Genomic DNA, 14,082 nt, shown 5'->3' on the forward strand with positions numbered 1-14,082 from the left:
CCGGTCTAAATACCAAATCGCAAGTCTGGATAACAAATTCTAAAGCTTGTTCAGGGTGCTGCTACGGTTCCGTTATTCATAAGCACAATATCATCGATATCCACTGCAAGCTGACCCGTGCCGCCATCCTTAATGTTGCCCAGCTCGAACGAAATGCGGCCGATAGAGGTACTGTCTCCGGCAACGTCGAATTCCAGGGTATATTCGGTGTATTCCGTACCCAAATCAACAATCTTGCTTGTGTACCCGTGCCAGGTGTAATTATTCGCCACATCCAGCCAGCCGATGCTGATATTCATTTTGCGCATAAGATCCGCCTTGGCCTTGAAGGTAAGTGTATAATGATTGCCTTCGTTGTAAGCGACTCCCTCATAAAAGACCTGCCGGTCCCAGCTGTTCGTTCCTGTGGAACCCACCTTTATCTTCAGCGCCCCATTCACATTGTCAATGGATAACTCGCCGCTGTCGGAGGAGAAGCTGCTCCAGCCCTTAAGCGGAGCGGAGAAGTCTCCGTTCGGAATCAGATTCTCCCTGTACGCCTCACCCGCCATGACCGGGCTCACCTGCAGCAGGGAAATATTGCTTAGTCTAACCGTATGTTCTCCCAGCAGCTCGTTAACCTTGCCCAGACTGAATTGCAGTACGGCAGCGGAATCGCTTGCCGGAGCGGTGAACAGATATTCATAATGTCCGCCCGCTTCACTCAGGCTGACCTTCTCATTCGTATATGGGGTCCAATTGCCGTCCAAGGAGCCGTCACGCTGAACCAGCACCCGCATCTCCCGGTTCATGGAGGCATCGGCATCGAAGCGAAGCAGATATTTCTTGCCTTGCTCTACGGGCATCGCTCCTTGCTTCACCTGTACATTCCAGTCCTCATCGCCGCTACCGCCCAGGTCAACCTGCAGCGCCCCATACACAGCAGTCATTACGGTATTCTTCACCGGATCATTGTCCCAGTCCCTCTTAAACAGCGTCCAGTTGTCGGTGGAAGCGTCCTTGAAGCCGCCGTTTTTCACGAGTTCGCGGGTAAGATCCAGCCAAGCCAGATTGTAGCCGCTGCCGCCAAGACGGAAGTAATAGGTTCCGGCAGGCAGCTCAAGCGGTGCCCCGATGATTGCGCGGTAGGAATGAAGTCCTCCGGTATCTCCGATTGCCGTACTATAGACAGAGGTCGTCACTACACTCTGTTTGCCGGCATCCAGCACCGACAGCGTAAGCTCCGAATCCGCTCGTACACTGGATACCCGGGTTACCGGAACAATACTGGCGGCCTGAGGGAGAACCACTTTGTATTCCACATAGTCGCCCTGGTCCATATCCGTGATGTCCTTGCCGCCTTCGCCGCTCGGAATCAGGCCGGTACCCGATGTTCTCCAGTACTGGTCGCCCCGCAGATGCAGGTAATCGTTCATTACAGGCGGATCAACCATCCGAACCAGACGCACATTGTCGATCTCGGTCTGCCCCGGAGTCTGGCCCAGAAGGAACGATAATGCCGCTGCTGTACCGGACCCGCCAGACAGCGCTATTTCCGCTGTATAGCTCTTCCACTCCGTTGTCAGCGTGAAGGTAGACCCGTCAGGATAGACGGTCTTCCCATCGCCGCCGTCCAGCTTGATGCCAACCGGCAACTCCTGCTCCGATCTCGCCTCAAACGCAAGCTGATAGACTCCGCCGGCTGTCACAGGGATTCCTGTCTGGATGAGCGTCACATCCTCAGCCGAGCCTCCGGCTTTCTGGACATCTGCCTTGAATTCGCGCTTCATCAGCGGCAGCTCCAGGACATTGGTTACACTGGCCTTCGCAGCAGCTCCCGATTCCGGCTTAACGGCGAAGCTCCAATAACCCAGCCGCCCTTCTCCCAGCTCAAATCCGCCATTGTAGATCAGGTTGCCGTCAGACAACGGAGTACGTACCACTGGCAGGGGCTGCGTCTCCACCACTCGAACGTTAGCGAAATAGGCGGCAATATCGCTCAGTCCCAGATTGAACTCGAACCGGACATTATTGTCGGAATTCTGGGCCATGGTAAAGGTATACTCAAATGACTGCCAGTCCGGCGAAAGCTGGAAATTTCGTTCCTTGGAATACGCCGTCCATCCTCCGCCGAATTCGGTCAGCTTGCTCATCAGCGGACGGTTTGCGTCTGCTTTGGCATCAAAAGTCACTTTGTAGGCTTTGCCCTTCTCCAGCAGAAGCGGCTTCTGGGTGAGCTGAATGGAATAATTCTGCGTTCCAGCCTGCTCGACGGCAACCTTCACTGCCGCACCCTTATCCTTGTCTTCAATGACCGAGGCTGTTCCCTCACCACCTGCATTCTTGATCATTTCCCAGTATTCCGGCAGGCCGTCCGCTGCTACCGCACCCTCGAACTCCCCGTTATAGATCTGATTGCCGTCAGCCAGGGCAGGACGCTGCGGAGTCGAGAGCTCCGGATTCGTTGGACGCTGTCCTGTCACATCAGGCCATTGACCCAGGTTCTTGTACTTGTAGACCCGGACATAATCTACATACATCTCGTCGGACTTGAAGTCAGCTGCCGGATTCCCCGGCCAGTCACCGCCTACCGCCAGATTAAGAATCATATAAAACGGCCGGTCAAACGGTGCGGGGTACGTATAGTAATCCGGCTGGCCCTCACTTTTGGTTCCCCAATCGCTCGTTTCAAAATACATTTTACCGTCCACGTAATACCGAATCAGGCCCGGAAGCCATTCAAGCGTGAAATCATGAAAATCGTCAGCGAACGTCTTGCCTTCCGGCAGAACGTAGGTCTTGGACTGGGACATATGCGGGATGTCGTAATGAAGTGAGCCGTGCACGGTTCTTGGATACAGATCCGCCTTCTCCTTATCCCCGGCTACCGGTCCTGTTAATTCCATAATGTCCATCTCGCCGCTTCCGGGCCAAGGTCCATATTGCTTCTCTTCATCCGTTGGCATCATCCAGATGGCCGGCCACATTCCCTGCTGAATCGGCAGCTTGGCGCGCACCGTGAATTTGCCGTAGGTCCAGTCGCCCTTCAGCTTGGAGGTCAGCTTGGCCGATGTATACTCTTTTCCGCCGTAAGCCTCCTTCCGCGCTTCCAGCGCCAGTACGCTGTGTCCGCTCTCTGTTGTAAGTGAAGCGTTGCCCGGATGATAATATTCCAGCTCGTTATTGTATACCGTTCCGGTATCCTGGACATTCCATTTGGTCTCATCTATGGAGCTGCCGTCGAATTCGTCATTCCAGACCAGCTCCCATGGATTGTCTTGGGTTGGCGGAGTAACCGCCGGCGTTACTGTCGGCGTTGCCCCAGGTGTCGCTGTTGGAGCAGGTGTCATAAGTGCAGGCGTTGGCGTTGGCGTTGACATCGCTCCGCCTGAACTCCCGCCACTCCCCGCAGAGGTGGCGGCTGCACTTGCCTGTGGTGTGGCTCCATTGCCGGACAAGCCCCGAAGCGTCTCACCTGCCTTGAGCGCTAGGCCGTTGAGAAGCACACGATCCGCTTGGGTCTCAAGCAAGCCGATGTCTCCCCGGTTCACAATCTCTGATCCGGCAGCGCCGGGACCGATAATCAGTGCTTCCACCCTTGTGCCGGCCCCAATCTCAACCTTGGCCGGCTGGAGCAATTCAATCCGGGCTACGGTGCTGCTATCCTCCAGAACGAGCCGTACCGGTGCTTTGGGCTTGTTCAGCTTGATCTGCCCCAGTGAAGATTTACGGAAAACTACCGAATGGTCACCGCCTCCAGAGATATGAGTGGTTCCCTGCACCTTGATTCCCGAGAACGTCACTTCTCCCTCTCCTACTCCGGCAGTCACATAGAGATTTCCGTTAACCGGCCCGTTCTCGATCTGCACATTCGCCCGGTTGACTATCACATTGCCAGACACCCTGCCAATCGAATGGCTTCCTTCGCCTGAGCTGATCCACCCGATCATCCGGCCCAGCAGCTCCGCCAGTTCAGCCCGGGTCATCTGCGTCTGCGGATTCAGCTTGCCATCCGGCCCGCCGCGCAGGTAGCCTGCGTCAAGCATGGCACTCACTGCTTCCCGGGCATAGTCGCTGACCGCTGACCCGTCAGGCTGCGCAGCCAGCGTAGTTTGCGAGGCCGCCTCCAGGCCGAAAGCCCGGCTCAGCATCGTCATGGCCTCCTGCCGGGTTACAGCTGCTCCCGGCTGAAACCGTCCGTCCGCGTAACCTTGGATTATGCCTGCTGCACTAACCCCGCCCACATCCTTGGCATACCAGGAAGAAGCGCTTACATCACTGAACACAGCCGTTCCCGGAGCTGAGTAACGAAACACACGGCCCAGGATAACCGCTATCTCTGCGCGTGAGATTGCACGGCTTGGTCCAAATCTCCCCTGCCCGTTCCCTTGCAGGATTCCGGCGGCTGCCAGCCTGTCCACCGCCGGCGAAGCCCAGTGCTGATTCATATCGGCAAATGCTGCCTTTTCGGCTGCAATAGCGCTGCTTGCTCCTGCGGCTGATACGGGAAGCTCTTCCAGTCCCTCTGCTCCTGCCACTCCCGTGTTTCCCGGAAGCTGAATCCCTGACAGCAGCATACCCGCAATCAGCAACTTGGATATTCCTTTACGGTACATTTCAATATTCCCCCTTATGCAGAACCTTGCAGAATCCGGCGTTGCCGCCAGTCGATTTCAGTATAGAGCCCGTATCCCGGAGGCGACATACCAATTCGTTAGCACATATAACAAAGATGCAACTTCCGCATTTATAGGAGAAGTTATCCTGTAAACAGACGCTGTCCAGGGTCCACACACAACAAAAACCAGCCAATCCTGGTCCAGGATTGGCTGGTTTTTGTGTTGCAGAAGATTGAAGAATCGTTACGTGGAACACCCACCGCAGGCTTGCGGATCTCCTGCTTAAGAGCAAACAAGGCTGACCCAGGCATCCATTCGACGCTTTGAGGTCAGCCCCACGGCGAATCTATGTAACTTTATCCGGGAATGAATCAGGCTAATGATCAGGAGGATGCATGGATCTGCGGGAAATCCTGTGCAACATCTTCACCCGAGAACAGATCGTCAAGCGAACTGAGCGTGCCATCTTCTTCAACCTGATAAACCGACATTTTCTCGCCGTTGACCGTTAGTTCGATGAAACAGCCCCAGCAATAGAACTGGTGGGAACCGATCTTGCCGATATCCTTGGAGTTGCAGTTTGGACACTTCATATAATACATTCCACCTATCCGTTAACAATATTAATGGCTTTTTGAAGCCGTTCTTCGCTCATCGCAGGAACCAGTACCGAATTCTCCCCGATAGACATTCCTTCAGAACAAGGCAGCCATTTGCGGCCTTCGATCAAATCAGTTACAAGCCCGTCACTGATTTCCAGCGCTACTATTGTGTTTCCCATCTTTTGGTCAAAATAAACATCCGATATTCGTCCAAGTATCGTTCCGGATGCTGTAAGCACCTGCAAATCCTTCAACTTGTTCTTTCCCAAGAGGAAAGTATAGGGTATATGGTCAGCGTCGGTCTTAATAATCGACTCTTTATTGCGGATCATGACAGCATCTTCGCCATAAGCGACAATATCATCCCATGCCACAACTTTCACATGACTGGAGAAAAAAGTTTTGCTTTCCAGTTCAATACCCGTAATGTTCCAGTTTGAATCCAGTCCAATATCGATTATTTCACCGACTTCAGTACCTTCTTCAACTTCATATACGGTGAGGCCAATCATATCTTGAAGTTTCATGGCGTCCAAAGTCCCCTCACCTTAAATAGTACTTACGAGTTCCCTGAGGCTAGAAACCTTCCAAACGGATGCCAGACCGCAAAAATGCCTAGTCTTTAGTACGCAGCCGGTTTAAGATGGTTCCAACTTTTTGGGCAACAACCTGCATTTCTTCATTAGTATTACCCAAACCTGTACTAAAGCGAATCGCCGAGTTCAAAAGTTCTTCCGGAAGCTTCATCGCCTGCAGGACATGCGAGATTTCCAGAGAGCCCGAGGTGCAGGCTGAACCGCTGGCGGCCGCAATCCGCTCCATATCGAGATTCATCAGCAGCACATCTGTCTTCGCACCCGGGAAGCTTACATTTAGAATTCCGGGCACCGTCTGCTGTTCATTTCCGTTAATTACATATCCGCCGGCTCCGGCATGCTTGTCCAGCTCCTGCAGCAGTGTACTCCGCAGACTGACAGCCTGCTCATGATGCTCCGCAAGTCCGCCTACAGCCAGCTCTACCGCTGTAGCGAAGCCGGCTGTACTGGCCAGGCTCTCCGTACCTGCCCGTCTGCCGCGCTCTTGAAGTCCGCCATGTTGCCTTGGCTGCAGCGGTGCTCCCCGCCGGACATACAAACCGCCAATTCCCTGCGGACCGCCAATCTTGTGGGCCGAGAAGCTCATATAGTCGACAGGCAGCTCGCGGAGCACCATAGGCAGCGTGCCCAGGGCTTGTACAGCATCCACGTGAAAAAGAATGCCCCGCCCGGCCGCCAATCTGCCAATCTCTTCTATAGGCTGTACAGTTCCCACTTCATTATTCACAAACATTACGCTAATCAATACTGTATCCTCACGCAGGGCAGACTCCACATCCCTCAGAGAGACAAGTCCTGTGGAATCTACGGGAAGATAAGTAACCTCGAAGCCCTGTTGCTCCAGTTGTCCGCATGTATGCAATACCGCATGATGTTCGACTGCTGTGGTAATAATATGTTTACCCTTATGAATAGAGGCATAGGCTGCGCCGAACAGGGCGAGATTATCGCTCTCTGTACCGCCGCTGGTGAACACCCACTCATCAGGGGAACAGCCCAAAAAGCCCGCGATCCTGTCGCGCGCTCCGTTTACGATTCTTTTGGCCGACCGTCCGAACTGGTGTACACTGGACGCATTGCCATACTGGTTCAATAACATATTGTACATAACCATAGCCACCTCCGGATGAACCGGTGTTGAGGCGGCGTGGTCCAAATAGATGGGTTTCATAACGAGATTCTCCGCTTCTTGAAATTCAGGATTTTCTTAAAATATAAGAATTTATATGCTTCACACGATAATTTATCCTTCTATTTTTCGCTGAAACGGTACCGTCCTTGAGAGAACGGCAAGGCCGTTTCCACTTGCAGGACTACTCAATTATACTGCTGAACAAGCCCTTTTACCACCTGTTAATAAACACAATATTGTAACATTTGTCCATGGAGTATTATTGGGAAAAACTATGGCTTGGCCGGTTCGTCAGCCCCGAGTTCTTGCAACCGCGCAGCCAGCTGCTCCTCGGAGATCACTTCAATGCCGTGCAGCCGCAAGAGCGCTGAGGTTACACCTTCTCCCGGCACCTTCACACCGGCAAATTCTCCGTTATAGATCATGGAACTGCCGCAGGACGGGCTGTTCTCCTTGAGCACCACCAGAGTTGCAGATAAGCTCCTTACCTGCTCAAGTGCGGCATAGGCTCCCTTTATATACATTGCAGTTACATCATTGCCTGTTCTATCGATCACCCGGGCCTGGCCTTCCAGTACATCTCTGCCATTGCCGCCTATGATCTCAGCCGGTTCCCGGGGAGTAGAGAAGCCGCCCATCAGTTCAGGACATACGGCAACCGCCTGCTGATTGTCCAGCAGACGCTGGATACCCGGATTCAGACAATCCGTGCCGTTATATCTAACCTTCATTCCGGCCAGGCAGGAACTTACGATAATCATAGCCGCCGCCCCTCCTTCACAATCCTTAAGTTTCTTCCTCTATAATGTAATGCTATCATGAGAAATATAGGCAGCATAGCACGAAGCGGCTATGCTGTAAACTGGCAGCCACTAAAGGGAGGCACGGGCAAAATGTGCGGAAGATATACGATTACCGTAACACTGGAAGAGCTGATGACCAGGTATTTCACCGGCGATCCTTCCTTCGACCATTATGCACCGAAGTTCAACGCGGCTCCGATGCAGTATATTCCGGCTGTTATTCATGATGGCAAGCGCAATAAGCTTGGCCAGCTGCGCTGGGGGCTTCTGCCTTCCTGGTCCAAGGAGGATAAGAACGCTGCGAAGCTAATCAATGCCCGCAGTGAATCGCTGCTGGAGAAAGCTTCATTTAAAGGGCTTGTATCGTCCCGCCGCTGCATCATTCCGGCAGACGGCTTCTATGATTGGCAGGTCAAGGAGAGCGGCAAGCAGCCGCTGCGCATCACCTTGCGGGACGGACAGCTCTTCTCCATGGCCGGCCTGTATGATATCTGGACTGACCCAAGCGGCCACAAAATCGCCACCTGCACCATCATCACCACAGCTGCGAACAGCCTCATGGAGGAGATTCATGACCGGATGCCGGTCATTCTGGGCAAGGACGCGGAAGCACAGTGGCTGGACCGCAGCAATCAGGATATCCCCTCCCTGATGAAGCTGCTGCAGCCTTATGATGCAAGGCAGATGCTGGCTTATCCGGTCTCGTCCGCAGTGGGCAATGTGCGTAATGACTACCGGGAGCTGATTAACAGAGCCGGGGCAGATGCGGTATAGGGCCTTAACGCTCAGATTGCGGAATTACCAGATCATCAATTTGCCACCCGGCGGCAGTTTTGACCAGATGGAGCTGCATTGTATGCTCTTGCGTCTTTGGCTTGTTATCGTCTTCTGTATACGTTAGAAAGGCTTCAGACGCAAGCCCATCCTGCTTAATATCAAACTGAATCTCCGAATGATAGCCTTCCAGGGCTTCCCGCCAGCCGCTACGATCTTCTCCTGTAATCTCAGTCCCGTCCTTATCGATACACAGCAGGGCCAACCGTTCTTCCGTTTCAGGGGACTGCTCAACCTGCAGGGCACTCAGATTCAAATACTGCAGGATCACACCCTTAATCTCCTGCGGGTATTCGGGAATCCCCACTTTTGTTGCCGTCAGCACCTCTTCTCCCCCCTTTAGAGCGTAAGTACGTTTCACCAAGTAATCAAAAGTATAATAGTCCTGTCTGTTCTGCTCATAACCGTCATACAGACCATCGCGATTGTTGTCCAGTATAATATCCTCGCCCTCCCCGTTAGCTGCAGCACTGTACACCTTCCGCAGCACCTGATCACCGGAGATCTCCAGCACCGCGAAGCCCGTCATTGCAGCATCATTGGTAAGACCACAATAAATGAAGGTCTGCGGCAGACCCTGCAGCCGGATCAGCTTAAATCCCCACTTCTGGTATCCGCCCTCAAAATCATGTGTAAGCTCCTCGATCTCCCCGTTCCTGTCCCTCAGCACATGCAGCTCCCACACGTCTGAATACTGCGGATCAGCCTGATTAAGATCTCCGTAGCCAAGCACAATCTCATCATATCCGTCGAGATCCAGATCCTGTTTGGCGGAGAACAGCAAATCCCCCCTCATGTCCCCGTGAACAGCATCCATATATTTCTGTAGCGGGTGGTCATCTTCCTTGGAACCAGGGGCTGGAACGGCCGTAATCTCCGGAATGGAGGCTGGCTGCTCAGACCTCCCCGGAGTGGGAGATGGCACTAATGCTATCACGGGCTGCTCAGAAGCCTTGGGCAACGGCGGTTCTGGAGATTCACTTAAGGGGGCTTCCGAACAAGCTGCTAACAACAAACTCAAGAATAACAATGAGGCAAATTTCGGTAGCTTAACGTTCACAGACAGAGCACCCCAAATTTCTTAGTATGTATGAAGCAAGTAATCATTGGTAAAAGTATTCTATAGTTCTCCCCCAAACCCTTTTCTCCGCTCCCGCTTACACACTATTTCCCACCATCACGCCCCTTCTATCTGGTGTTTAATTCCTATTTATCCCGGGTATTAACTAAAGCTCATAATTCATTCGTTATTTTATCCATTCATTATTGATCCCAGGAGGAATAGACATGGCTATCAGCAGACATGCACTGACATCAGCAACAGCACCAGGCAACTCCATTGAGCTCGAGTGCCTCTATCATTCTCCGCAGGGCAAATGGGCCTATGCTTATAACAGCACTACCTTTCACCTGCGTCTGCGCAGCAAAAAGAACAATGTGAAACGGGTATTTGCGCTAACGGGCGATAAATACGATTGGGAGCATCATCATCAGGAGCTGGAAATGCTCAAGGTGGGTTCAGATGCCTATTTCGATTACTGGGAAGCTGAGGTAACGCCCGAACGCAAACGTTTCTCCTACGGCTTCCGCCTGGAAACGGATGCGGAGACGGTATGGATGGTTGAATCCGGCTTCTATAGGAAAGAGCAGCCTACGCCTCCCGGAGGCTATTATGAAATGCCTTATATTCACGAGGTGGATCTGCTGCATGTTCCGGAATGGGCGAAGTCCGCGGTCTTCTATCAGATCATGCCGGACCGGTTCGCCAACGGCGATCCGGCGAATGATCCTGAAGGAACGCTCGAATGGGGCGCTACGCCGGCGAATGACAGCTTTTTTGGCGGAGACCTGCAGGGCATTATCGACCATCTGGATTATATTGTTGAGCTTGGCGTAACGGCGCTGTATCTGACACCTATCTTCCAGGCTCCCAGCAACCATAAATACGATACGGTAGACTACGGAACGATCGACTCCAGCTTCGGGGATGTGGAGCTGCTGAAGCAGCTGGTCAGCCTGGCCCATTCCAAAGGGCTTAAGGTAGTGCTGGATGCCGTCTTCAACCATACAAGCGCGGAGTTTCCGCCATTCAAGGATGTAATTGAACATGGGGCAGCCTCCAAATACGCCAATTGGTTTCATATCTATGATTATCCGGTTAAAGCCGAAGGTGACAATCCCAATTACGATACGTTTGGCTTCTTCGCCGGGATGCCCAAGCTGAATACGGCCAACCCGGAAACCAAAGAATATCTGCTGGATATCACCCGCTTCTGGCTCAGTGAGGTTCAAATCGACGGCTGGCGGCTGGATGTGGCGAATGAGGTGGACCATGTATTCTGGCGCGAATTCCGCCAGGCGGTCAAAGAGATTAACCCGGAGGCGTTCATCATCGGTGAGGTATGGAGCGACTCCCTCAACTGGCTGCAGGGGGATCAGTTCGATTCCGTAATGAACTATCCTTTCTCTGACCGGCTGCTGGAGTACTTCCGGGGAGAGGAGATAAATCCGGCAGCCTTCGCCTCCCATATCTACGGACTGCTGATGCGTTACCCGCGGCAGGCAAATGAAGTACTGTTCAATCTTCTCGCCAGCCACGATACTCCCAGAGTCCTTACCCGGCTGGGCGGGGATACCCGGAGACTGAAACTGACAGTCACCTTCCTGCTTACTTTTACCGGAACCCCGTGTATCTTCTATGGAGATGAAATCGGACTTACGGGAGAAGATGACCCGGATTGCCGTAAATGTATGATCTGGGAGGAGGACCGTCAGGACCGTGAGCTATTCAGCTTCTATCAGCGCATGATTGCCCTGCGCAAGGAACATAAGGTACTGCGTACCGGTCACTTCCGTTTCCTGCAGAGTGATGCAGATAGCCGGGGCCTCGTGTATGATCGGTTTGATGACAATAGCCGCTTTACCGTCTGGATGAACAATTCCAGCGAACCGTTAACCCTTCAGCAATCATTCACCGGGGGCAGCTGGCAGGACGCCTTCAGCGGTGAGCCGGTGGAGATGGACGGCGATGGAATCAGCATTACGCTGGAGCCGCTGGGGTTCCGGATACTGCGGAGTGTGGCTGAGGCTGCGGATGATGGTGCGAAGCCTGAGAATTAATTGACCCGGCAGGCTGCCAAAAAAGGAGGTGTTCCCGGAGCCATTACTGGCTGCAGGGACACCTCCTTTGCATGCTGGACAGCGACGTTTGCAGCTAAGAACGCCGCCGCACTGTAATCGCAGGGACCTTTCGGCCGCTCACTTCATCGTTTCCGTACTCGCGCACACTATTCGGTTGCTCACTTTGCCGATTCTCCTCACTGCCTGGACAAACATATAGTCGCCTCGCACTTCGTATACCGTTTCGCGACTCAAGTTCGCCGTACGCACCTGTAGACACTTGTTGGTCGCCAGTTTTGCCACACCGCCCAAAATAAGTGGATTTTCAGCATCTATTCCATCCCTTGGAATTCACTTTACGGGTAACAAGTGGATTAACGTCACTTATTTCCATCCCATTCCCCGTTATTAGGCAGCGTTAGTGAATATAAGTGTCGTTTATCCAACTAATCCTGCGCAAACAGTAAATCCCCCAACTTTAGATGTCGTTTATCCACTTATTTCCCCGGCGCAGATAGCGCTAATTAATAAATCCCATCCGCTGAATGCCCAGCTTCCTGATCCATTGCCCGGCAGCCCCGATCAGCTTCCGGCCATAGCCTTGGTGCCGGAGGAGAATGAGCAGGCTGCCGCCACCGCCCGGATTAATCTGAACATGGGGAATACGCCAAGATCGTCCATGCTGTATAAGCCCTTCCAGCCAAACTTTGAAAAGATGCTGCGCTCCTATTCCGACTACAATGCTTCCTTGACCGCAACTTTCGGTGACGGCATTCAATTTTATGGTTTTTATATGGATGACACGAACGTCAATCAAATGTTTGTCATCCCGGAAGGCTGCATAGGTAACCATATTCTTGTCCTAAATTGTTAATTTTCGGCTCATACCTAGTGAATTGTAAATGCAGATTGATCTTTACGATGAAATTGTCATAGCTTTATGCATGCTAAAGCTGTGAGGTATGAGGAAGCTACCCGAAGAAAGGCTATGTGCTCTGAGTTGGCTTTTTGCGTATACTTGTGAGTTCAAACGCCTCTTTAGGAATTCCCAATTCATGAGCCTTCTTCTTCTTAATCACCATGGCTTGTTGTAAGCTTGTAGCTTGAAATTCAATTGTAGTGCCAAGCGGATCCTCAAATGCATAGTAGCTTTTTTTATTGGACATTAACTTAGGGCCTCCTCATCTTATTCTCTAATGATTGTGCAATTCAAGGCCGCTCACCGAGTTTCCGGATCGCTGCAGCTGTATTTGCTTGCAATGAGACTGGATGGTAAATCGCCCTAATAGTGTGCGTCTCCTCTTAGAGATCTATTCCCGAAGACGGCCTTGAAACAAGCTGCCCTTTCGGTTTCTTGTTTCGCGCGGTTCAGGCACTCAACTGGCTAAAACCTAAATAAGATGACTCCTGATTCATTCAAGAGTCATCTTATTTACGCCTAGTGGCTATCCCTTTTCTGTCATCCGGCCGTTTGCCTGCCGAGCCGCGGCAATGCGGCCGGCACATTAACCGGGCGCCACTCTACCGTATTTCATCGCTTTCCCCGTTCCTTCATTACCCTTTCACACCGGACATCGTAATGCCCTGAATGTAATAGCGCTGCAGGAACAGAAACAGGATCAGGATCGGTACCGTGGAAATGGTGCTTGCGGCAAGAATCTTAGACCAATCTGTTCCTTCCACCGAGGAGAAAGTGGCAATGGCTACCTGGATCATCTGTTTCTTTTCGTCATTGATAACGATTAGAGGCCACAGATATGAATCCCAGTTGCCAAGAAAGGTCATCAGCGCAAGGGTGATCATCGGCGGGACAGCCGCAGGCAAGACAATACTGGAGAAAGTCCGGGACATCGAGGCTCCGTCGATTTTGGCCGCCTCCAGAATCTCATCCGGAATTTCCGCGAAGAACTGCCGCAGCAGAAAGATTCCGAACACAGACAGCATCGAAGGAATCACCAGCGCCTTATAGGAGTTAAGCCAGCCGAAATAATTCATCAGCAGATAGTTTGGGACCAGCGTTACTTCACCGGGAATAATCATCGCCGACATGAACAGGGCGAAGACAACCGCTTTTCCACGGAAACGCAACTTGGCAAAAGCAAACGCCGACATCGAATTCACCAGCAGCACCAGCAGGGTTACAATCCCTGCCACAAACAGTGTATTAGCGATATAGCGGAGAAAAGGGTTGCCCTCACTGAAGATAACTTCTTTGAAGTTATCCAGCGTTGGCTGGACAGGAACGAACAAATGAATATTCAGGCTGGAGGAGTACTTGAACAATTCCTCATAAGGGCGTAGTGAACCCGAGATCATCCAGAGGATCGGGATAATTGAAATGACAGCCAGGACGGTCATAACCGTATACTTGGCAATGCTTGCAAAGCGGTTCATGTG

The 14,082-nt window shown here is 52.3% G+C and carries 11 protein-coding genes; 3 read left to right on the forward strand and 8 right to left on the reverse strand.

Annotated features, from left to right (window positions below; translation table 11 throughout):
* Positions 1 to 50: 50 nt before the first annotated feature.
* From P40081_RS28340 to P40081_RS28360, 5 genes are all read right to left on the reverse strand, one after another.
* Entirely contained in the window at positions 51 to 4,595 is a 4,545-nt protein-coding gene (locus P40081_RS28340; RefSeq protein ID WP_052422057.1) for a carbohydrate binding domain-containing protein, read from the reverse strand.
* A 386-nt stretch (positions 4,596 to 4,981) separates the two neighbouring features.
* Positions 4,982 to 5,191: a hypothetical protein gene (locus tag P40081_RS28345; RefSeq protein ID WP_039300906.1), complete on the reverse strand. Its 210-nt coding sequence runs from the start codon at positions 5,189 to 5,191 to the stop codon at positions 4,982 to 4,984.
* Between the two features lie 14 nt (positions 5,192 to 5,205).
* Entirely contained in the window at positions 5,206 to 5,727 is a 522-nt protein-coding gene (locus P40081_RS28350) for a PRC-barrel domain-containing protein (protein ID WP_039300903.1), read from the reverse strand.
* 88 nt (positions 5,728 to 5,815) lie between these two features.
* Positions 5,816 to 6,967 carry a cysteine desulfurase family protein gene (locus P40081_RS28355; RefSeq protein WP_042139499.1) on the reverse strand — a complete coding sequence of 384 codons (1,152 nt, stop codon included), beginning with the start codon at positions 6,965 to 6,967 and terminating at the stop codon, positions 5,816 to 5,818.
* Between the two features lie 233 nt (positions 6,968 to 7,200).
* Positions 7,201 to 7,689, reverse strand: a complete 489-nt coding sequence (locus P40081_RS28360; protein ID WP_042139501.1) for a 2-thiouracil desulfurase family protein — start codon at positions 7,687 to 7,689, stop codon at positions 7,201 to 7,203.
* Between the two features lie 132 nt (positions 7,690 to 7,821).
* Between P40081_RS28360 and P40081_RS28365 the strand changes: the two genes are divergently transcribed.
* A complete protein-coding gene (locus tag P40081_RS28365; protein WP_042139502.1) occupies positions 7,822 to 8,505 on the forward strand; it encodes an SOS response-associated peptidase in 684 nt (227 codons plus the stop codon).
* A 4-nt stretch (positions 8,506 to 8,509) separates the two neighbouring features.
* Here P40081_RS28365 and P40081_RS28370 read toward each other — a convergent pair whose 3' ends face one another.
* Entirely contained in the window at positions 8,510 to 9,502 is a 993-nt protein-coding gene (locus P40081_RS28370; RefSeq protein WP_156118720.1) for a hypothetical protein, read from the reverse strand.
* 350 nt (positions 9,503 to 9,852) lie between these two features.
* Here P40081_RS28370 and P40081_RS28380 point away from each other — a divergent pair, with 350 nt between their 5' ends.
* Together P40081_RS28380 and P40081_RS38780 are read left to right on the forward strand one after the other, a co-directional pair.
* Positions 9,853 to 11,685 carry an alpha-glycosidase gene (locus P40081_RS28380; protein WP_081970189.1) on the forward strand — a complete coding sequence of 611 codons (1,833 nt, stop codon included), beginning with the start codon at positions 9,853 to 9,855 and terminating at the stop codon, positions 11,683 to 11,685.
* 421 nt (positions 11,686 to 12,106) lie between these two features.
* Positions 12,107 to 12,559: a hypothetical protein gene (locus tag P40081_RS38780; RefSeq protein WP_156118721.1), complete on the forward strand. Its 453-nt coding sequence runs from the start codon at positions 12,107 to 12,109 to the stop codon at positions 12,557 to 12,559.
* Positions 12,560 to 12,671: 112 nt separating this feature from the next.
* On the opposite strand, the gene P40081_RS28390 is transcribed toward P40081_RS38780, so the two are convergent.
* Both P40081_RS28390 and P40081_RS28395 read right to left on the reverse strand, forming a co-directional pair.
* A complete protein-coding gene (locus P40081_RS28390) occupies positions 12,672 to 12,851 on the reverse strand; it encodes a hypothetical protein (RefSeq protein ID WP_039300892.1) in 180 nt (59 codons plus the stop codon).
* Positions 12,852 to 13,239: 388 nt separating this feature from the next.
* A complete protein-coding gene (locus tag P40081_RS28395) occupies positions 13,240 to 14,079 on the reverse strand; it encodes a carbohydrate ABC transporter permease (RefSeq protein WP_042139506.1) in 840 nt (279 codons plus the stop codon).
* Between the last annotated feature and the right edge of the window lie 3 nt (positions 14,080 to 14,082).

It is taken from the genome of Paenibacillus sp. FSL P4-0081 (genome assembly GCF_000758565.1).
In the GTDB taxonomy this organism is placed as follows: domain Bacteria; phylum Bacillota; class Bacilli; order Paenibacillales; family Paenibacillaceae; genus Paenibacillus_AQ; species Paenibacillus_AQ phytohabitans.